The organism is Enterococcus sp. LJL128 (genome assembly GCF_056924295.1).
The window spans coordinates 78912-99049 of the sequence record NZ_JBXPBP010000010.1 but is presented as its reverse complement, the minus strand read 5'-3'; the positions used below and the strand labels follow the sequence as shown (position 1 = coordinate 99049).

At 41.2% G+C, this 20138-nt stretch carries 21 protein-coding genes; 3 read left to right on the top strand and 18 right to left on the bottom strand.

Going from position 1 to position 20138, the window contains the following annotated elements; genetic code table 11:
- Nucleotides 1-2: 2 nt before the first annotated feature.
- Nucleotides 3-605 (top strand): GNAT family N-acetyltransferase, encoded by a 603-nt coding sequence (locus AC1Z3K_RS12655; RefSeq protein WP_461732896.1) that lies wholly within the window; start codon nucleotides 3-5, stop codon nucleotides 603-605.
- Nucleotides 606-734: 129 nt separating this feature from the next.
- On the opposite strand, the gene ald is transcribed toward AC1Z3K_RS12655, so the two are convergent.
- From ald to lacD (AC1Z3K_RS12595), 12 genes are all read right to left on the bottom strand, one after another.
- Nucleotides 735-1850, bottom strand: coding sequence for an alanine dehydrogenase (gene ald, locus AC1Z3K_RS12650; protein WP_426084270.1), 1116 nt, complete (start codon nucleotides 1848-1850; stop codon nucleotides 735-737).
- Nucleotides 1851-1978: 128 nt separating this feature from the next.
- Complete coding sequence (locus tag AC1Z3K_RS12645; protein WP_426084271.1) at nucleotides 1979-2917, bottom strand: hexose kinase; 939 nt, start codon at nucleotides 2915-2917, stop codon at nucleotides 1979-1981.
- A gap of 104 nt (nucleotides 2918-3021) precedes the next feature.
- Nucleotides 3022-4020 carry a tagatose-bisphosphate aldolase gene (gene lacD / locus AC1Z3K_RS12640; protein ID WP_461732895.1) on the bottom strand — a complete coding sequence of 333 codons (999 nt, stop codon included), beginning with the start codon at nucleotides 4018-4020 and terminating at the stop codon, nucleotides 3022-3024.
- Between the two features lie 26 nt (nucleotides 4021-4046).
- The gene (nagA, locus tag AC1Z3K_RS12635; protein WP_461732894.1) at nucleotides 4047-5198 is read right to left on the bottom strand and encodes an N-acetylglucosamine-6-phosphate deacetylase; all 1152 of its coding nucleotides are present in this window, start codon (nucleotides 5196-5198) and stop codon (nucleotides 4047-4049) included.
- Between the two features lie 179 nt (nucleotides 5199-5377).
- Nucleotides 5378-6541, bottom strand: coding sequence for an AgaS family sugar isomerase (locus tag AC1Z3K_RS12630; RefSeq protein WP_461732893.1), 1164 nt, complete (start codon nucleotides 6539-6541; stop codon nucleotides 5378-5380).
- A 33-nt stretch (nucleotides 6542-6574) separates the two neighbouring features.
- The gene (locus AC1Z3K_RS12625) at nucleotides 6575-7348 is read right to left on the bottom strand and encodes a GntR family transcriptional regulator (protein WP_461732892.1); all 774 of its coding nucleotides are present in this window, start codon (nucleotides 7346-7348) and stop codon (nucleotides 6575-6577) included.
- A 266-nt stretch (nucleotides 7349-7614) separates the two neighbouring features.
- Nucleotides 7615-8658: a PTS system mannose/fructose/sorbose family transporter subunit IID gene (locus tag AC1Z3K_RS12620; RefSeq protein WP_426084276.1), complete on the bottom strand. Its 1044-nt coding sequence runs from the start codon at nucleotides 8656-8658 to the stop codon at nucleotides 7615-7617.
- Nucleotides 8648-9451, bottom strand: coding sequence for a PTS mannose/fructose/sorbose/N-acetylgalactosamine transporter subunit IIC (locus tag AC1Z3K_RS12615; protein ID WP_426084277.1), 804 nt, complete (start codon nucleotides 9449-9451; stop codon nucleotides 8648-8650). The genes AC1Z3K_RS12620 and AC1Z3K_RS12615 overlap by 11 nt, the downstream gene beginning before the upstream one ends.
- Before the next feature lie 21 nt (nucleotides 9452-9472).
- Nucleotides 9473-9949 (bottom strand): PTS N-acetylgalactosamine transporter subunit IIB, encoded by a 477-nt coding sequence (agaV, locus tag AC1Z3K_RS12610; RefSeq protein ID WP_426084278.1) that lies wholly within the window; start codon nucleotides 9947-9949, stop codon nucleotides 9473-9475.
- Between the two features lie 125 nt (nucleotides 9950-10074).
- Entirely contained in the window at nucleotides 10075-10371 is a 297-nt protein-coding gene (gene yajC, locus AC1Z3K_RS12605) for a preprotein translocase subunit YajC (protein ID WP_426084314.1), read from the bottom strand.
- Between the two features lie 2 nt (nucleotides 10372-10373).
- Nucleotides 10374-10814 carry a PTS sugar transporter subunit IIA gene (locus AC1Z3K_RS12600; RefSeq protein WP_426084279.1) on the bottom strand — a complete coding sequence of 147 codons (441 nt, stop codon included), beginning with the start codon at nucleotides 10812-10814 and terminating at the stop codon, nucleotides 10374-10376.
- 391 nt (nucleotides 10815-11205) lie between these two features.
- Nucleotides 11206-12192, bottom strand: a complete 987-nt coding sequence (gene lacD, locus AC1Z3K_RS12595) for a tagatose-bisphosphate aldolase (protein ID WP_426084280.1) — start codon at nucleotides 12190-12192, stop codon at nucleotides 11206-11208.
- Nucleotides 12193-12347: 155 nt separating this feature from the next.
- Between lacD (AC1Z3K_RS12595) and AC1Z3K_RS12590 the strand changes: the two genes are divergently transcribed.
- Entirely contained in the window at nucleotides 12348-12629 is a 282-nt protein-coding gene (locus tag AC1Z3K_RS12590; protein ID WP_426084281.1) for a hypothetical protein, read from the top strand.
- A 15-nt stretch (nucleotides 12630-12644) separates the two neighbouring features.
- Nucleotides 12645-13571 (top strand): LacI family DNA-binding transcriptional regulator, encoded by a 927-nt coding sequence (locus AC1Z3K_RS12585; RefSeq protein ID WP_461732891.1) that lies wholly within the window; start codon nucleotides 12645-12647, stop codon nucleotides 13569-13571.
- Nucleotides 13572-13994: 423 nt separating this feature from the next.
- Here AC1Z3K_RS12585 and AC1Z3K_RS12580 read toward each other — a convergent pair whose 3' ends face one another.
- The 6 genes from AC1Z3K_RS12580 to AC1Z3K_RS12555 all read right to left on the bottom strand — a co-directional run bounded on the left by AC1Z3K_RS12580 (nucleotide 13995) and on the right by AC1Z3K_RS12555 (nucleotide 19808).
- The gene (locus AC1Z3K_RS12580) at nucleotides 13995-15113 is read right to left on the bottom strand and encodes a sensor histidine kinase (protein WP_426084283.1); all 1119 of its coding nucleotides are present in this window, start codon (nucleotides 15111-15113) and stop codon (nucleotides 13995-13997) included.
- Nucleotides 15114-15761 carry a response regulator transcription factor gene (locus AC1Z3K_RS12575; protein ID WP_426084284.1) on the bottom strand — a complete coding sequence of 216 codons (648 nt, stop codon included), beginning with the start codon at nucleotides 15759-15761 and terminating at the stop codon, nucleotides 15114-15116.
- 8 nt (nucleotides 15762-15769) lie between these two features.
- The gene (locus tag AC1Z3K_RS12570; protein WP_461732890.1) at nucleotides 15770-16363 is read right to left on the bottom strand and encodes a hypothetical protein; all 594 of its coding nucleotides are present in this window, start codon (nucleotides 16361-16363) and stop codon (nucleotides 15770-15772) included.
- A 768-nt stretch (nucleotides 16364-17131) separates the two neighbouring features.
- Nucleotides 17132-18235 carry a DUF4349 domain-containing protein gene (locus tag AC1Z3K_RS12565; RefSeq protein ID WP_426084286.1) on the bottom strand — a complete coding sequence of 368 codons (1104 nt, stop codon included), beginning with the start codon at nucleotides 18233-18235 and terminating at the stop codon, nucleotides 17132-17134.
- Nucleotides 18232-18744, bottom strand: a complete 513-nt coding sequence (locus AC1Z3K_RS12560) for a sigma-70 family RNA polymerase sigma factor (protein ID WP_461732889.1) — start codon at nucleotides 18742-18744, stop codon at nucleotides 18232-18234. Before AC1Z3K_RS12560 ends, AC1Z3K_RS12565 begins: the two co-directional genes overlap by 4 nt.
- 335 nt (nucleotides 18745-19079) lie before the next feature.
- Nucleotides 19080-19808, bottom strand: coding sequence for a YebC/PmpR family DNA-binding transcriptional regulator (locus tag AC1Z3K_RS12555; protein ID WP_461732888.1), 729 nt, complete (start codon nucleotides 19806-19808; stop codon nucleotides 19080-19082).
- Nucleotides 19809-20138: the final 330 nt, after the last annotated feature.

Genomic DNA, 20138 nt, shown 5'->3' with positions numbered 1-20138 from the left:
GCATGGTTAACAACCAGAAAGGAGTACCATGCTATGGATTTAATCCATGTAGGACCACAACGATTGAGACTCCCCGTCTAAAACTGCGGCCATTTACAAGCGCTGACAACCATGCGATGCGTAAGAATTGGATTAGCAACCCAGCTATTCAAAAAATGTATTCTGAACCTACCTATCATACAACTACGGAGGTTGCAGTCTTGTTAAAAAAATGGATCGATAGTTATCAAAGCAATACCTACTATCGGTGGGCGGTCTGCTTAAAAGAAACAAATGAATGCATTGGTCAAATAGCCTATTTTCTAATTGATGATGCCAATCATTTTGGCGAACTGGAATACTGTATTGGATCAGCTTTTCAAAATAAGGGCTATATGACAGAAGCTGTACACGCAGTTTTAGCCTTTGGCTTTGAAACGGTTCAGCTAAACAAAGTACAAATTTGCCATAAATCCACAAACATGCCGTCAAAACGGGTAATTGAAAAAAGCGGCTTTACTTATGAAGGTGCTTTACGAGAATATTTCTACATAGATGGTGAATATGTAGACCGGCTTTATTATTCAATGCTGAAAAACGAATGGGCGACCATCTCGTTGGACTAAAATCCAACGAATTTCTGTGAACAAAAAAAATGAACCGATGATCCAAAGTTAGGTTTTGGGTCTAACTTTAGAGATATCGGTTCAAGCTTACAGAAATTTTTTTGCAGCTAAACAAAGAAACAAAAATTTTTAATTAATAAAAGTAGAAACCGCTGTATACGGCAAGTTCAAATCAGCTGCAACTGCAGGATTAGTCATCGCTCCGCCAATCGTATTGACCCCCATCTTCAACGCTTCGTTTTCCTTCAAGCTGCCTTCAAAGCCTTTATTCGCCAGCTCTAATACATACGGCAATGTCGCGTTCGCCAGTGCAAATGCAGAGGTCTGCGGCACAGCTCCCGGCATATTTGCCACCGCATAATGAATCACACCATGCTTCACATACGTAGGATTTTCATGAGTGGTTACCTGATCAATCGTCTCAAAAATCCCGCCTTGATCAATTGCAATATCTACAATAACCGAATGCTCCGGCATTGATTTCACCATATCTTCAGTTACCAGTACAGGGGCTTTATGTCCCGGCAGTAAAACCGCTCCGATTACTAAATCGGAAGTTTTAACCTCTTCCTGAATATTGAACTGATTGGACATCAGTGTTTTGATTCCACCGTTGAACTGATTATCCAGCTCCTGCAGGCGTTTTGTACTTACATCTAAAATCGTAACATCTGCTCCCATGCCTAATGCGACCTTCGCTGCATTCATTCCCGATATACCGCCGCCGATAATCGTTACTTTACCTTTGCGGACGCCAGAAACACCACCTAATAAAATACCCTTCCCGTCAGGTACTTTTTCTAAACAGCGGGCACCAATCTGAGTTGCTAATCTTCCGGCAACTTCACTCATAGGCGTCAATAACGGTAGTGAGCCGTCTGCCAACTGAACACTTTCATAAGCAATTGTTTTTATTTTTCTTTTCATTAATTCTTCTGCTAATGGTTTATTCGCAGCTAAATGAAGGTACGTAAACAGGATTAAATCCTCTCTCAAAAATTGATATTCCTCAGCCAGCGGTTCTTTTACTTTAAGCACCATTTCCTGTTCCCAGGCTTCTTCGGCTGTTTTTACGATTACTGCACCTACCGCTGTATACTCCTCATCCTTGATTGAAGCACCTGCACCAGCATTTGTTTCCACAAATACTTCATGACCCGCATTGATTAAATCAAGTACGCCAGAGGCTGGCAGTGCAACCCTGTTTTCGCCAATTTTGATTTCTTTAGGAATCCCTATTCTCATACTTTCTACCTTCTTTTCCATTCGATTTTTATATTCTCACATGTCTATGTAAAAATTATAAGGTAAGAAAAAATGATGTGCAAGGTCGTTTTACGTATTTGTGATAATTTTAACGAACGATTGTTTTCTTATTCTTCGATTTTCGTTACGGTTATCTTGTTAAAATGTATCTCTACATTTTCCGGATTAATACAGCCTGTCTTTTCTTCAAGCGTATTCAAGATTCCCGTTGTCATGCCCCATTTTAGAATGTCTTCATCAGAATAACCCCCGTCTATTGCCGCTGCTAATCCTGCCAGTGTAGCATCTCCGGAGCCTACAGGATTCACTACATTTATTTTAGGAATCGTCACTTGATAAAGAATATCCCCATGCTTCGCTACAGCTCCTTCAGCCCCCAGTGATACGACCACCCAATCAATTTCTTTAAAAACAGGATTTCTCAGCTGCTCTGCAAGCGTCTCTTTTCCTGCCCTGTCAACCTCAAGTAGCTCAGCTATTTCTGTTTCATTCGGTTTAATCAAAAACGGCTTATTCTCAGAAAATACGGCTTGTTTTAGTGTTGCCCCTGACGTATCCAGCAAAACCGGAATTCCTTTTTCAGCAGCAAGACCTATCAACACTTCATAAAAATCTGAACATAAGCCGCCAGCCAGACTACCAGATATGGTTACTAAAGAAGTATGTTCAAGCAGTTCCGTGTAGTGGGCTAAAAACTGCTCCTCTTCTACGCGGGAGACTGTTGGGCCTTTCTCTAAAATTTCTGTTTGCTGCCCATGGTCATGAAGGATAGCAATCGAGTTCCGTGATTCCTCTTGAATCATCGTAAAGCTGTGGTTGATTCCCTCCTCAGTCAGCTTTTCTTTTATATAAGCACCTAAATATCCCCCTAACACGCCTGTAGCCAACAGCTCTTTCCCAAGCTGAGAAAGAACCCGTGAGACATTTAATCCCTTGCCGCCAGCTGTTTTTGATACCTTTTCCACCCGGTTTACTGTATCCAGTTTGAAGCTTGCCAACGGGTAGGACATATCGACAGATGGATTCATCGTAATTGTTAAAATCATTATTTGATCTTCCTTTCATAAAAGCTGCTTTACAAAAAAGCTGAGGTGATTGGCGTCACCAGTCATCTCAGCTCATTTTTTTATTTTACATATCCGATAGCGGATTATTCTCCTACCTCTACCTTATCGTGCCAAGAGGAGGCGGTACGGTTAACTACCTCATTTAAAGATTCAATGTTTGCTCTACCTTCAGAAAGCAGCCAGCTGCTGGCAGCTTCTTCTCCTGCTTCCACAAACGGCTGTACCCCATTTTTCCATGTTGCTCTACCACATAGAACACCATTAAACGTAGAACCGGCTTCTTTCGCAAATTCAAGGGTTTCCTGGAATAATTCCGCAGAAACGCCAGCGCTCAAAAAGATAAACGGCAAGTGCGTTGCATCGCTTTGTTCTTTGAAGTAACCTAAGGCTTCTTCACGAGAATAAACGATATTCGTACCGTCCTCCGCAAATCCTTCCACATAATTCATATTCACCGGCACTTCCACCTTTAACACATCAACCTTGTATTGAGGCTTAGAAAATTCCTTCATCATTTCAATAACCTTGTGTGCTTTTACCTTCGCATATTCTTCAGAGGATGCATCAGTAATTCCAGCATCATAGGAAACCAGTTCAAGATAGAAAGGAATGTCTTCGCCAAAGCACTCACTGCCCAAGCGTTCCGTAAATACATGCTTTAGATGGTTAATTTCCGCTGACTCATCCACATCATAATATAATAGGAACTTAATTGCATCGGCTCCCTGTTCTTTTAAACGACGTACAGACCAGTCTTCCAGCAAGTCCGGCAATCGTCCCGGTGTAGAGGCATCGTATCCGGTTTTTTCATAAGCCAACAGCAATCCGGCATCAGTGGCCCTTGCTTTGGCACCCGTTAAACCATATTCAGGATCCAGCAAAATTGATGAAGCAAACGGTGTTAATTCCGCAGAAACCAGCTTCTTAAAATCACTAATCTGTTCATCTGTAGCCTCTTCACCAAATGCTCCAATCATTTTCTTCAATGCACCGCGCTGATCAATTGCCAGCGCTTCAATCAGACCGTTTTCTGTAGATAATCTATCCATCGCTTCTTTTTTTGCTTTACTTATTTTCAGCATACTTTCTTCTCCTTTATTCTGCAAAATTAATCTTTTTTATATAGTGACCGACCGTCTACATAGGTTTCCAGCAGCTCTATCTGTGGACTAATAACTAGAAAATCAGCAGGCAGTCCCCCTTCAATACTTCCACAGCGATCCTCAATATGGACACTCTGTGCTGGAACTAGCGAAGCCATCTTCAAGGCTTCTTCAACCGTTGCTATATCCCAATCAACAACGTTTTTCACCCCATCAAAGAGCTGCAGAACACTGCCGGCCAAGCTGCCGTTTGACTGCAGCCGGGCAGCCCCATCCTTCACATCAACTGGGAATTCACCTAATGTATACTCTCCGTCAGGCATACCGCCTGCACGCATACAGTCTGTAATTAAAGCGACCTTTTCAGGTGTCTTTACCGTAATCAGTACTTCAGCCGCTGCCGGATGCACATGATGCCCATCACAGATTAGCTCCGCAGTGGTCTCTTTGGTATTCATTGCTCCGCCTACCATGCCAGGTTCTCGATGACTTAGTCCGCTCATTCCGTTATACGTATGCACAAATACCGATGCTCCGGCAAGAACTGCAGCCTGTGCTTGTTCATAACTCGCTGCACTATGACCGAGAGCGACAGTCACTCCCTGCTTCGTCACGGTTTGAATAAATTCAACTGCTCCCTCAAGTTCTGGAGCAAGGGCAATTTTCCGAATAAGCCCATGACTCAGTTTCTGCCAATGATTAAATACCTCAATATTAGGATTGGAAAAATAACTGGGGTTTTGTGCACCTTTATGCTCAGCCGTAAAGAAGGGACCTTCAAAAAAGATTCCCTGAATTTTTGCTCCCTCGACCTCTTGATAGTGTTCGCCGATGGAAGCCGTTACTTCATTCAAGGTTTCTACTGCAGCTGTCAATGTTGTCGGCAAAAACGACGTCACACCGCAGCTTAGTAGCCCCTTAGACATTTCTCTAATACCGTCAAAATTGTTGTCCATTACGTCATGACCTAAAAAACCGTGAATATGTGTGTCAACCAGTCCGGGAGCTATCCAGCTGCCGCTATAATCAAGAATTGTTCCCAAAGGCTGCTCCTTCGTATAGCGTCCAAATTTTCCATCAGTTACTTCTAAATAGCCCGCTGCAGCTGTACCGCTCTTCAGAAAAAAACGGTCTGCCTTAATAAAATAATCTGCCATTTCTCTTACTTCCTTTCGTCACTAAAAAGCCAAAGAGCATCCAACGGATAGCCTCTCCAGTTCTTCCACTATTCAGTTCTCACATTCACGATGCATACTATTCTGCAAAAAAAGCACTGAACTCCTTTTGTTAGACTGTTTTCACTCAACAACCGGATTCAGTGCTTTCTATTTTCAAACTAAAGCTCATAAATCGTTACACCTTGAACGACACGGTTAACCGTTCCGGTTGGAGACGGTGTATCTGGTGTATTACCGACTTTAATTGAACTGTTCAATGCCACAGTTTGAGCAAACATCACATCTGGAAGTGCCAGATAGGCATCTGGCAACAGCTCTTTATTCGTAAAAGTAAACTGTGTTCCAGAGAAAGCTGTTTCTCCGGCCTGACCTATCCCGATAACTTCGGCAGCAATTTTATCCCCTTGAACCTCTTCTAAAATATCCAAATCATATTGCCGTGTATAAGGATCGTTATTTACAAAAACAAAGACTAGTGTATGCTCATTAACAAAAGATTTTGGCCCATGACGGAAGCCTAATGATGAATCAAAAACAGTGGCAATTTTTCCAGCTGTCAGCTCTAAAACCTTTAGCTGAGATTCTCTCGTTAGTCCTGCAAGAGCCCCAGATCCTAAGTAAACAAGCCGTTGAAAATCAGATTTTAACAGCGCCTGAATCTCCGCTTCACGCTGAACCACTTCCTGACCCATTTCACTCATTGCCTCTACATATTTCACCTTCTGCTCCAGAGAAGTCAAATCAAATATCAATAGGCCCATCAATGTCATACAAGTAAAGCTGCCTGTCATCGCAAAGCCTTTATCATTTGATCGCTCAGGCATCAGCAACAGCTGAATCCGTTCATTTCCTGCAGCTGCCGCAGCCAGCTGACCATCAGGCGCACAGGTAATCGTAATATGAAAAATATTCTTTACGATTTTATTCGCGGCCGTCACTGCCGCTAAGCTCTCCGGTGAATTTCCGCTGCGGGCAAATGAAACTAAAATGGTTACCTCGTCCGGCAGCAGATAATCATACGGAGCTGCTACAATATTGGTTGTTCCGATGCTTTCAAAGGAGAATTTCTTGCTATCTCCGTTCCGGGTTAAGTAGGGGACTAAAGTATCTCCCACATATTGAGAGGTCCCGGCACCCGTAAAAATCACGCGTATTTTGTCATTGGTTTCCTGTTTAATTTGTGCAAGAAAATCTGAAACAGCAGCTTCATTTTTACGATAGATAGCGACTGTTTCCTGCCATAATTCCGGCTGTTGTCTGATTTCACGAGTTGTAATCTCAGCGCCCATTTTCTCTAAAGTCTCTGCCCCTTGTTCGAACATTCAGCATGCGCCTCCTTGGTCTTAGTAAACTAGTTAGCGAACATGGCGTACCTTATAACGGAATTTATCTGCACGTGCGACACTCAGCGTAAATTCAATGACCTCATTTTTGATATTATAGGTCGTTCGAACTAAATTTAAGCTGGGGACACTATAAGGCACTTCCAATAATTTCGCATCATTATCACTTACAATACTTGCATAAAACTCTTCTTCCGCCAGCTTGATTGTTTCACTATAATCTTCAGCAAAAATGTCATACAGCGGTTTTTTCTCTAAATCTTCTTTTTTCATTCTCATAAATTTTTTATAGGGTAAATACGAGCGTTCAACCATCATAGGCATGCCATCGGCACTTCTCAAGCGTTTAATTTTGATAATTTTTTCACCGAGCGAAAGATTTAAATGCTCAGCAAAGAATTTATTAGCTTCTACTATTCGGTATTCTAGAATAGCGGTATTCGGCTCTTTGCCCAGCTGTCTCATCTGCTCAGTAAAGCTGTAGCCGCCAGTTAAGTTTGTTACTTCCTGACTTATGGAAGAAACAAAGGTGCCTTTTCCATGCTGACGATAAATATAGCCCATTTTCTCCAGCTCCTGCAGTGCCAAACGCACTGTTGTACGGCTTAATCCATATTTATCTGACAGCTCCCGTTCAGACGGTAGCATAGCATGGGGCTCCAAATCTGTTTCAATCTGTTCTTTCAATAAATCAACCAGCTGATCATACAGTGGTTGTCTTCTCTTTCTTTCCAAAGTCTTCCCCTCCCGAATCAAGTGGTCGTAACCACATGATAAGTTTATCATTCTTTCATCGAATTTCAACGATTTTAGAAAGCAGCAGACAAACTAAGGTGATTTACTTACTCTAAAGATCGAAAGAAAAGACTGCAGACACTGAGGTTGCGACAGAATGATTCTACCTACCTCTACGGTTCCCGCTTCGCTCCATCCTCGAAGTATAGTGGATTGGAACGAAACACCGTTTATTCAAGTTTAGAGAATAGGGTTATATCAATGTCACACCCCTTCCGCCTGCAGTCACACTTTAATTACTATAGTCAGCGGCTCATTTATGGCCAGATAGACGGCCATAGTCCAAATCCAGAACCAACTAAGCCAAGGATAAGAATCAGCCCAATACATCTGAGAGGCGTCCAGCCGCGCTTAGCCAGGAAGAAGTAAAGCATCATGGTAACGGCCAGTGGAATCATCTGAGGCAGAATCCCGTCCAGAATTTCTTGAATATTGATTGTTACATCTTTTGTTTCATTCTGGTTGTAAGTAACTTCAAATTCGCCAGTCGCCAATTCTTTTACACCTAACGCTTTTTGATCTGTACCTGCATCCTGAATTTCATCTGTCAGATTGCCGTCGTCATCTTTTTTGTAGATATACTCATCAAATTTGCTTACTTCAGCTGCCGGAACAACTTCAGTTACAGAGTAAAGAGCATTGGTTGTTCCGTTTGGAATCTTAACATCTACTTTTGTTGCCCCATATACACAGGTCAGAGCCCCTACTACAAAAATCCCTAAAATACTTGCTGCTCTAGTAAATTCTTTAGCATTTTCCGTCAGAACACCGATTGCATCTGTTCCCAGCTTATAAGACCAGTTCATCAGGAAGAAACGAAGAGCGAACTGAGCAACGTTAAATACCAGCAGGAAGATGAATGGCGCAGCAATATTACCGTCAATTGCCATATTAGACGTAATTCCCGCAGTAATCGGCACCAGCGTAAACCAGAATAATGCATCGCCGATACCGCCTAAAGGTCCCATTGCTGCAACCCGAACTGCACGAATCGTTGGAATGTCTGTCTTATTTTGTTCAAGAGATAGAACAATCCCCATAACAAACGTTACTAAAAACGGGTGTGTATTAAAAAATTCCAGGTTGTGGCTCATTGAAGCAGATAAATCATCTTTGTTATCCCCATGAATTTTTTTCAACCCGGGAAGGATAGAGTAAAGCCAGCCGCCAGCCTGCATCCGTTCATAGTTAAAAGAGGCCTGCAGAAATAACGAACGCCAAACCATTTTGTTTAAGGTCTTTTTATCCAGCTGAGCTGCTGGTGTTGTATTTTGATAGTTATCTGGAATATTATATGCCATCTTCGTCACCTCCGAAGTTATTCGCAGAAGCCGTTTGCTTGAATTTCGTTTGAATTTGATAATCCCAGAACGCCAGAGCAAAACCGATAAACGCCAGGATAATCAACGCTGGTCCGCTTAAGCTTGGTGCTGCCATTACGATGACTGCTAAGGCAAACCCGAAGAAGTAGAAACCCCACATATCTCTGGAAACCATTACTTTCAGCAGGATAGCAAACCCAACATAGCGCATCATTCCACCAGCTGCACTTAAGCCGCCCATCAGCCATTCAGGAATAGCATCAACCACGGTTTGACCAAATGCTTGGCCGCCGATAAAGAATAATACAACGATAATGCCAAAAATTGAACCCAAAGCCAACATCGCTAAATAGTTGATCCGGTCAATTCCCTTAGTATTTCCTTCATGAGCATAGTTGTCTGCAACTGTCATTACTGGAGACATTAAAGAGAAAATTAAAGTAACACCGTATTGTCCTAACAGAGAAAATGGAATCGCAGTTGCTACTGCTACTGTTGGCTCCAGCTTCAAAGTAATTGCCAGAACAGCAGCCATAATTCCCCCAATTACCGCATTTGGCGGCTGTGCTCCGCCGACCGGCATATTCCCGATAGTCATCAGCTGGTAGGTTCCCCCTACTATCAGCCCTGTTTGTAAGTCACCTAAAATCAGCCCAATCACCATACCAGTTACAATTGGCTGGTATAAGGATTCAAGGAAGCTGAATTGATCAATCGCTGCAATAAATGTCACTAAAAATACTAATAAGATCTGTAAAATATTGTAATCCATTTTTTTATCTCCTTCCTAGTTTTAACTAAAAAGTTTGCCCGTGTCTTCTACTGGTGTTGTCGGTACCCGGCGAATTTCCAGCTCAACACCTAATTCCTGCAACTTTCTGAATGCGGCAACATCTGCCTCATCCACTGCAACTGTTGTTGCTACTTGACGCTTCCCTTCCGCCATATGCATGTTTCCAATGTTCACTTTTTTAATTGGCACTCCTCCTTCTACTAAAGTCAATGCATCCTCAGGACTTTCAACAATGATAAAGATTTTCTGATTTGCTGATGCCTTGCCAATAATGTCAATTGTCTTTTGCAGGCTGAAATAACGTGTTGCTACTCCGTTTGGAGCTGCCATGTCCATCAATCCCTGCCGAACTTTATCACCTGCTACCTTATCATTTGCTACTAGAATCAGATTAGAACCGATAGAACCATTCCACTGTGTTGCTACTTGTCCGTGGATTAAACGATTATCAATACGTGTTAATAAAATATTGGGCATTGTTCCTATCTCCTTCCTATATAATTTCCGCAAAAGATTTCAAATGCAGTTCAATCGCCTTTTCTTTACACTACAGACTAAGCGTGACTTCCCGTACAGAGAATCTTTTACAGAATTTACAACGATTATTTATTATCAGAACTAGCCGATTTAACAATCTCTGTAACGGCAAATCTTGATATTTCCATCACAGCATTCGACTTCACCTTAACGTCAACAGTCTCGTCACCGACTCTCATCAAGGTTCCATAAACGCCGTTTAAAAAAATAATCTGCTGTCCCACTGCCAAATCCTGATGAAGCTTCCGATAGTGATCCTTTTGTCTTTTTACATTTTTATAATTGAGAAGATAATAGCCGACTGCCATAACCAGTAAAAAAACAATCATAACAACAGATGATGCCAGTATACTTTGCCACATCACTAAATCCCCTCTTCCTCAGATTCAGTTTCTTCATTCTCAGACAAATCCAGCTTCGCATGGACCAAACCAGATTTCCCGATTTCGATGATTGCCTCCAAAAATTCATCCGCTGAACTAAATGTATAGCGTAGACCGCTTCCTTCAATCAGCAAAGGAAGATTTGTCCCTGCTACAACCTCTACCTGCTCCTTGTCTGCTGCTAAAAGCATCGCTGTCCGAAATGGCGTACCACCCATCAAATCAGAGAAAACCGCTACACCATCTGTTTCTTCCAAAAGCTTTGTCAGCGTTCGTTTCATCTCTTCTTCAAACACTTCCAACGGCTGTTCTTCATGAAAAGGTACCACTTCAAACATTTCCTGTGGACCAGCAATCATTTCTACTGCTCCCATCATTCCCGGAGCAAAGCTGCCATGTCCTGTCACAATGCATCCAATCATGTTTTCACTTCCTTTCACTGGTATTAAAAACTCAACTGGTAGTAACCACAATATCAGTATAATACCAAAACGCTTACAAAGTCAATTTTTTTCTAAATAAAACTGCTAAAAAATAGGAAAAAAGATCAATAAACAAACAAAAAGAGGTTATATTATTAATACCAGTTGGTCATCAGTAAATCCCACTACTTATAACAAAAAAAGGACTATACTACTAGTCAAACTGACTGTAGTACGTCCTTCAGGCCTTAATAAGCATTGTTTCAGAGGCTGCCTATTCAAAAGCAAATCGTTTTATACTAAAAAAAGGAGTGGTTGTTTCCTTGTATCACTTCTATGATTTGAAATAAAACACTTTTGATGTAGTCGCCTTTCTCTGTTATCTAATTTTTTATTTCATTACTTTATCCCGCCAAGAACGGGCGCTTTGCTCTACTACTGAATTTAATGTTTCGATATTTTGTCTTCCCTGTGTATTAAACCACTCTCGTCCAGCTTCATCACCTTTTATTACATAAGGCTCTACTCCATCCCGCCAGGTTGCCCGGCCGCAAAGAACACCATTAAATGTTGATCCAGCTTCTTTTGCAAACTGGATAGTTTTTTGAAACAGCTCCATAGTTACTCCAGCACTTAAGAAAATAAACGGCAGCTCTGTTGCATCGCTCTGCGCCTTAAAGTAGCCTAATGCTTCCTCCCGGCTATACAAAGGTTCTTTATCGGAAAATCCTTCAACGTAATTCATATTTACAGGAACTTCTAGTTTTAGAACATCTACATGATATTGAGGTTTTGAGAATTCCTTGGTTGATTCAATCACTTTTCTCGGCTTGATTTGAGCAAACTCCGGAGAATGATCATCAGCAACCTCTGTATCATAGGTCACTATCTCTAAGAAGAACGGGATATCTTCCCCTAGACATTCACTTCCCAAGCGTTCAATAAATACATGCTTCAAATGATTAATTTTTTTATCATCATCAGGATTGTAGTAAAGTAAAAACTTAATAGCATCTGCTCCTTCTTCTTTCAACCGATGCACGGACCAGTCCTCCAGAATATCAGGCAGTCTACCCGGCGTATTTGCATCATAACCAGTTTTTTCATACGCTAAGAGCAATCCAGAATTGTCAGCCCGCTTTTTAGCAGCTGACAATCCATATTCAGGATCCAGCAGAATAGCTGATGCATACTTTGTCAGTTCCTCTGAAGCCGCTTCTTTAAAATCAACAATTTTTTCCTCAGGGTTCAACTCGCCAAAACCAGCCATCATTTTTTTTAACGAACCTCTTTGATCAATCGCCAGCGCTTCAATCACCCCGGCTTCCGTAGACAATCGTTCCAGAGCCGCTTTTTTTCCTTCACTCAATTTCAACATAGAGATTGTTCCCCCTTTAGTAATTTTTGCAGTACTCAACTTGAGTATATGCCGGAAAAAAGAATTTTACAAAAAGAAGACCTTTCCTGATTTTTACCCTTGACCTGTTACGCGTTTCATAACGTATAGTAGAAAAAACAAGGAGGGGAACTTTTATGATTCAAACCATTTTAGAACTGCACGACACCTTAGGAACTGAGTACTATTTTGTTTCTGTCTCCATCACTAATCATCAAATGAAGCTGACCAGCCTCAACAGCTGTTGTAAATATTTGGATAAAACGGTAGACTTGACTCAACTATCCGATGTAACTCAGCAAGACAATCCGTGCTCTCTGAGCTTTCTATACGATACAGAAAACTACTGCTTCGTAGACTACGGTAATGCTGTTGTAGACTACATACAACAGCAGATACCAGCTGTTTTACACCGTTGAAAAAGAGAGGTACTCATGACAACCATTCGAGATATCGCCCGCTTAGCAGAATGTTCCGTCACTACTGTCTCACGCGTCCTGAATAACCATCCTTATGTAGCTGATGAAAAACGAAAACAAATTCTTTCACTTATTAAAGAACTGGATTATTTCCCCAATGCACGCGCCAGAGAACTCAGCCGCGGCTTATCAAAAACAATCGGCGTAATGATTCCACATGCCAACGTTCCTTATTATGAAAAGATTATCAGCGGTATTTTGAAGGCTGCTTTCAAAGCAGAGTATAAAATTACCTTACTGCCGACCGATTATGACCTTGAAAAAGAAAAAGACTGTCTGGAGCAGCTGGCTGCCAAAGCTTTCGATGGACTGATTATCACCTCTAAGCTAACACCGCTCGAAACGATTCAGAGCTATTTAAAATACGGTCCAATCGTCTGCTGCGAGGATACTGGTACTTATCCAATTTCCTGCGTATCATTCGGTCGAATGGAATCTTATCAAGAAGTCTTTCGCTATTTTAAACAAAAAGGAACTTCTGCCGTTGGAATCGTCATCGGCCGAAATCCCTCTATCAGCCCAAGCAGCCGGGTTGTCTTAGCCGCCTATCAGCAGGTGTTTGGTCAACCGCCGGCTTCAGAGATGGTCTATACAAACTGCCAAAGCTACACAGACGGTCTCAACGCTGGCCTTTTCTTTTCAAAAACTAAAAAAATCGACGCTATCCTGACAAATAGCGACGAAGTTGCTGCTGGCATTCTTCAAACACTTAATAACCCCATTGTAGAAATTATCGGTGAAGAAAATCTGCTGGCAAGCAAGCTCTTGAATATATCAACCATTGATCATCATCTGGACCGCTGTGGTGAAGCTGCTTTTCAGCTGGTGTTCAAGGAAAACAATTCACGTCTGTCCATTCCGTACACCTTTATTCAACGTTAAAAAAGAACGAGGTAAAAGCGGTTATTCCGAAGAACCTTAAAAGTCTGGGGCATAAACTAAATTCCCAGACTTTTAGTCTGCTTAAATCCGAATAAGCAGTGGGACAGTAACACATACCCACACTTAACTGCGACGAGTAACCACAGGAGTAAATTCTTCAGCAACAAGCTGAAATTTAGCAAAAATTTGTTCGCACCAAGTAGGTATCAATCAACAGCTACTCAGTTTCTTCGGAGTGTTTCTTGACAATTTTCTCGTCGTTGTAAAGCACAGCGAGGGACGAGCTAATGTTAAAACAGTACCTGCTTGAGTCTCGGAGCTGAACACTTTATCACAACCTCCTCTAATCTTAGTCTTTTCATTTGAAATTAGATGCGAAAGTAAATCTAGACTTGATTAATTTCACGTGCTCTTTTATTTTTCCTACGGAAAGTTCACGATAACTTTTGTTCCCAGTTCATTCGATACAATTCTTATTTTCCCTTGATGAAGAAGTACAATATCCCGACAGATAATAAATCCCTGACCTGAGCCCTCATATTCCGAAGGATGAAGCTTCTTTCCTCTGTTCAGCTTTTTTAACTTGCTTTCTGGAATAGCTTTTCCCCCATTTGAAATAACCAGCTCTTTTGCTTTAATGATAATTTCCACGTGCGTACTAGCATTAAATGCATTTCTCAATAGATTATCTAATAATCTCAGCAGTAAGATACGATTTCCAACCACAGGCTCTTCTTTAAAACTACGAACCAACTGAAAAGGATAGTCTGCCTGTAAACTAGTCAATAATTCAGTTAGATAAATTGGCTCTTTAGCTACGGTACCTTCCTTCAGCTCTCCCATCAGAAGCAGCTGCTCAATGATTTCCTGCAGATGTCTGGTTTCATCCAATATATCCTGACTCATCATGAGTTTCTCTTCTTCTGTTGATTTCATTCGAATCATCAGCTCTGAATATCCAGAGATCAAGGTCAACGGCGTTCGAAGCTCGTGAGAAATCTGTTGGACAGGTTTATAAATTTTCTTCATCTGCCAATAAATAATCAAACTAATCACGGTAGACAGACCCAGCCCAAAAATCAAACTCTGAAAAATACGTATCTGCTGCTCCTCATATAAAAAGCTCACATTTTTTGCATAAAATATTTCACTTGGTTCTCCCTGAAGGAAAAGCGAACTGCTATAAGTAAGAAAATGCTTTCCCGACTCCTTAAATACAGATAGCTGATTTTCCTCAAAAGCCGGCATTTTTTCGATTTCATTCAACGATAACAGAACCGTACCGTCCTCCCGCCTTATTTCGACAGAAATTTCTTGCTGCAAATAGGTAGAAAGAACTATTTCCCTAGATACTAATGACAAGTCATCAGCTGTCAGCTTTTGAGCAATCCAGCCGTTATCTTGAACTAGCCTTCTAAAACTACGTACTTCTTTATTCAACGCCTGTTGAAAACTATAGCTTACAAAAAAAAGCAGACAAACAAAAATAAGCCCCTGAAAAAGTGTGAATATAAAAAAGAAATTCTTCTTCCACAAAACCATTTAGACCACTTCCAGTCTATAGCCGATTTTATATACTGTCACCAGCTGCTTTTCCAAGCCCAGTTTTTTTCTTAAGCGCTGAACGTGGACATCCACCGTACGCTCGTCCCCCAAGTAATCAAAACCCCAAGCGGCTTGCAGCAGCTGTTCTCTGGTCAAAGCCATATTTTTGTTGACCACAAACACTTCCAGCAGTGCAAATTCCTGTGGAGTCAAATCAGCTGACTGCGTCTCACAAAATACTTGCCGTTTCTTCAGATCAACCTGCCAGCCGCCAACTTCCAACGCCATTTCTGAATGAAACCTCCGCAAAACTACTTGAACTCTGGCAATCAGCTCATCTAATGCAAACGGTTTAACGATATAATCTTCTGCCCCCAGATTTAATCCTCTAACCCGATCTTCCACGCCATCCCGGGCGGTTAAATAGACAACCGGTACCTTTTTCATGCTTGAAAATAGTGAGAAGCCATCAATATCTGGAAGCTGAACATCAAGCAGAATCAAATCGATGCTTTCTTTTTTCAAAACAGCAAGAGCTTCCATACCATAAAAGGCCTGGAAGCAAGTGTATCCTGCAATCTTTAAGCTCGTATAAATCAACTGATTCACCTTATGATCGTCTTCAACAATCAGAATAGTTTTCATTTTTTCTGTTATTCCCCGTCAAGATGATCTGATATCTGGAAGATTGCCTGATCGATTTCAATAATCATTTCCGGAGTCAAATCATTTATCTTGCCATCTGGATCCTTTCCATATTTTTCACAAATTGCCACAATCGGCTGCTCTGTATCAATCTCATTAGAAACAGCTGCCACATCGGCCGTAAATGTTTCCAGTGCATAAGCAAACTCATATTTTTTATCTGCATCTACTTCATTTTTTGATAGAATTGGCTGCTCGCCATGTTTATAGATATAGTAAAGAGCATTCATGTATTCATATTGCTCATCATTCAGTTCCTTGACCTTCATAGTATCTACATCAACTGCATATTTTTTATTAAACGCTTCAACCAGCTCTGGAGAACATTCCATGTACTCCGTGTAGTATTCATTCAGAGACATATTATCAATCTGCGCAAACATTTCCTGTGTTCTGGCCACAGCTTCTTCCATCGTTTCTTCCATAGGAATATCGACTTTCTGCTCTGCCATCACCTGTGTAATCCAAACACCTCCGACAAACAATATGGCGCTTGCCGCTGTTACAACAATCAATTTTTTTCCAAGACTCATTTTTTTCATCTTCTTTCGCTCCTTTATCTTTGATACTTTAAGAATAGCGAAAAGTTATTACCAAGTTGTAAACAGTTCATTTTTTCTTTGAAAAATCCGAAAACTAAACAAAATGACAGGCTTCAGAGAAGCGCAGAGCATCTTATGGAAAAGATACTCCATAAATCACCTGAATCATTCAGCTAATATTCAAAAAAGGGTTTTCTCTCTACCATTTTAACATCCTTAGTGCAGCTCTCGAAAGGGTACATCGTCTATTTATTTTCAATAGTTAAAATGAGGTCGAGACAAAAGTGTTTAGCTCCGAGAACCAAGTAGGTACTGTTCAACATCAGCTCATCCCTCGCTGTGTTTCACAGCAATAAGACGGATTATCCGGAAATTGTCAAGAAACACTACGAGGGAACCGAGTAGATGTTGATTGATACCTACCTGGAGCTTTTTATATTTTTGAGATCGTTCGGCTTATTTCCGAGAACTTCAACTCTTAGTGCTTTTAGCACTTAGAAGTTGATGCTATCGGAACGAAGTGTAGTGAGCTTGCTGTCTCTACGAGTCTAGCGATTCTCGAGACAAAGCATTAGGTTCCTACAAGCTTGTCTACGGTTCTCACTCTGTTGCGATCCTCGAAGCATACAAAGACTGGAACGCCGTTTATTCGGATTTTATAGAAAGAAGAGTTCGGGCATTTACTTATGTCCCAAACTCACTTATTCTTTCTTTTTAGTAATCATTCAACCTTCGAGCAGACAAAGTAGCTCCGCTAAGCCTCCTGCCTCACAATTGACTTTTATTGTTGTCTGATTTTTTATATTTTCTATATTTACGCCAAAGAAGTAGTCCGCCAATAGCAGCGAGCAGGATATAGAGACCATTGCTGCCAATAAATACCAGCACCTCTTCTCCCTTATTTTTCCAATACTGCAGCTGTTCCTCCCAATTCCCTTGAATCCGGTCAGTTACAGAGGGACTTTCCTGTTTCTTCTCTACTTTATTTTTTTCCTTTAAAAAGACTTCAACTGTTACATAGTCGACCTGATTATCAATACTCTTATTCGAACGAACCAGCATTTCCCGCTCCGAACGGATTTCTGACAGCCGATCCTGAATCTTCAGCATATCGTCCAGCTTTTCACTTTTAGATAATAGTTCCAGTAAGGCGGATTCCTCTGCTTCTAAGGCCTTGATTCGGCTTTCATTATCCGAATATGCCACACCATAATTTTCTGTTCTGATGCTTTCGTCAGTGGTCTCTCCAATAGCCTTCAACTGCTTCAAGGTGTCCTGACTACCTTTCGCAGGAATACGTAATACATAGTTGGCCTGCCGCAGGTCATCCATCCACTTGCTTCTCTCTGAATTTTCAATATAGCCGCCGCTTTCTTCAACTAATTGTTCAAGCTTCGCTGTATCTCTAGAAAAATCAACGGTCTGTTTTGTATACGTATAAAAGCTGGCCGTTTTTTCCGCTTCTGCGACTGTTGATTTACTCCCTACTGCCGCTTCATTTCCAGACGGCTCCGCTGTTTTACTCTCTGCTTCAGGCGCTGTTTCAGGTTCTTCATACATTTTCAGCATACCTTCGCCAGCATAATCCTGCTTGACACTTTCAGTAGATGTATAGTTGGTTTGCCCAGATTGAGTCTGTTGCCAGATGATTATTCCGGCAAGTACAGCGGTACAAAGACCGGAAATCCCAACCAACTGTCTTTTCGAAGGTTTTCTAAGCTTTACTGCTGCTTTTTGTTTCAGCTTTTTCCATACTGAACGTTTTTCCATTCGCGACTGCTCTTCTATTGCTGTATCAATAATCTGCATTATTTTTTCTTCCGGGATTCGAATATCCTCCCATTGCTGATTCCATTCTTGATTCAGTTTCATTTTTCTCCCTCCTCAAGATACATTCTTAATATACTGCGGGCCTCATGCAGCTTATATTTGATTGTTCCAGCCGGTTCATCCAGAACATTACTGATTTCTCTAATTTTTTTCCCATAAAAATAGTGAAGAATCGTCACTTCCTGTAGATGCTGAGGAAGCTTTTTTATTCCTGCATGGATATCCAGATGGTCCTCTTTTGAAAGCCTTTGTTCGGGCAGCAGCTGCTCTTCCTCAATCCCCTGCAGGTAGCCTTTTGCACACTTCAAATAATCCAACGATGTGAAAATAACTATTCGAACAGCCCACGTTGTAAAATACTCCGGAAACTGGAGCGTACTTATTTTTCTAATAATTTTAATTACGGAATCCTGTACAATATCTAATGCATCCGCTTCGTTTTTCACATATAGAAAAGCTGTTTTATAAAGCTGCTGGTAATGTCCCTTCAACAGCTGTTCCAAGGCTTTGGAATCACCGGCTACAGCTTTTTCAACCAATTCTTTTTCCATTTTTTCACCTTCTTTACCTGTTAGACGATTGCGTTTAAAAAAAGGTTGGAACTTTTTTATCTTTTGTCTTTATTTTACGATCATACCGAAATCAGCCAAGGAATACTAGCCTTCATAAAAACATAGGTGCAGCACATCCGATTTCCGAAGCCTGCTTCTCTCTTGTTCCCGATTAAGTCAAACAAATATTTCTAACGAATAAATCATCAAAATAAGGAAAAAAGAGCGAGGCAGCAATCAAACAACTTGCTGCCCACGCTCTAACTATTAGGAATAATTGATTAATAAGGAACTTCCTTTATTTTTAAAGCCACATCACGTTTCTCTATCTACAACTACAAATCAGCAGAAGTAAATACCTCTGACACATCGTCGTCATCTTCCAGTCTTTCAATCAGCTTTTGAAGTGTTTCGGCCTGCGCCTCTGTCAGCTCCACAACTGTTTGAGGAACCATCGTCAGCTCTGCCTGAGCAAAAGTATAGCCTTTTCCTTCCAAATCATCACGAACAGCTGCAAAGTCTCCAGGCTCCGTATAAATTTCAAATACTTCATCCGAAGCTTCTAAATCTTCACCGCCCGCTTCTAGCACAAGCTCTAGCATTGTATCCTCATCGATAGCAATAGCAGCCGTCCGCTCGATTGCCAGATACCCCTTACGGTCAAACATATAGCTAACTGAACCTGTTTCTCCTAATGAACCGCCATTTCTGTTAAATGCTGTTCGGACATTCGTTCCGGTACGATTTCGATTATCTGTTAATGCATAGACTAAAACAGCCGAGCCGCCAGGACCATAGCCTTCATAGGTCACTTCATCATAATGCTCGCCTGAACCAGAGCTATCCGCTTTTTTTATTGCCCGGTCAATATTATCGTTCGGCATATTCGCCGCTTTTGCCTTGTCCATAACCAGCCTCAACGCTGGATTAGTTGCCGGATCTCCGCCTCCTGCTTTGGCCGCCATGTATATTTCACGAGAAAGCTTTTGAAATATTTTCCCTCGTTTTGCATCCTGCGCATTTTTCCTGCCCTGAATGTTTTTCCACTTACTATGTCCTGCCATCTGTGCCCCTCCCAAGTATGTTCTTTCTTCTATTGTACTATTCTTTAGAAAGTATGCAACCGTTCTCTAAGTGAGCTGATTCTAGCCCTTATCTAAGAAGCAGCATGATGAGAAACGTTCAGTAAAAAAACTGCTAGTTTATCTGGATAAGAGCTTCAGCGTAACTTATACAATTAAGAGGAAATATTCTTTTTTTATTGATAGGCATGCTTTTTCACGTCTCATTTACTTATAAATAGATATTCTTAATCAAAAATCAAAAACTTTCTATTGTTTTTTAAGTAATTTTACCAAAATCTATCTGCTACACTTTAGATGAAATTTGTCTGT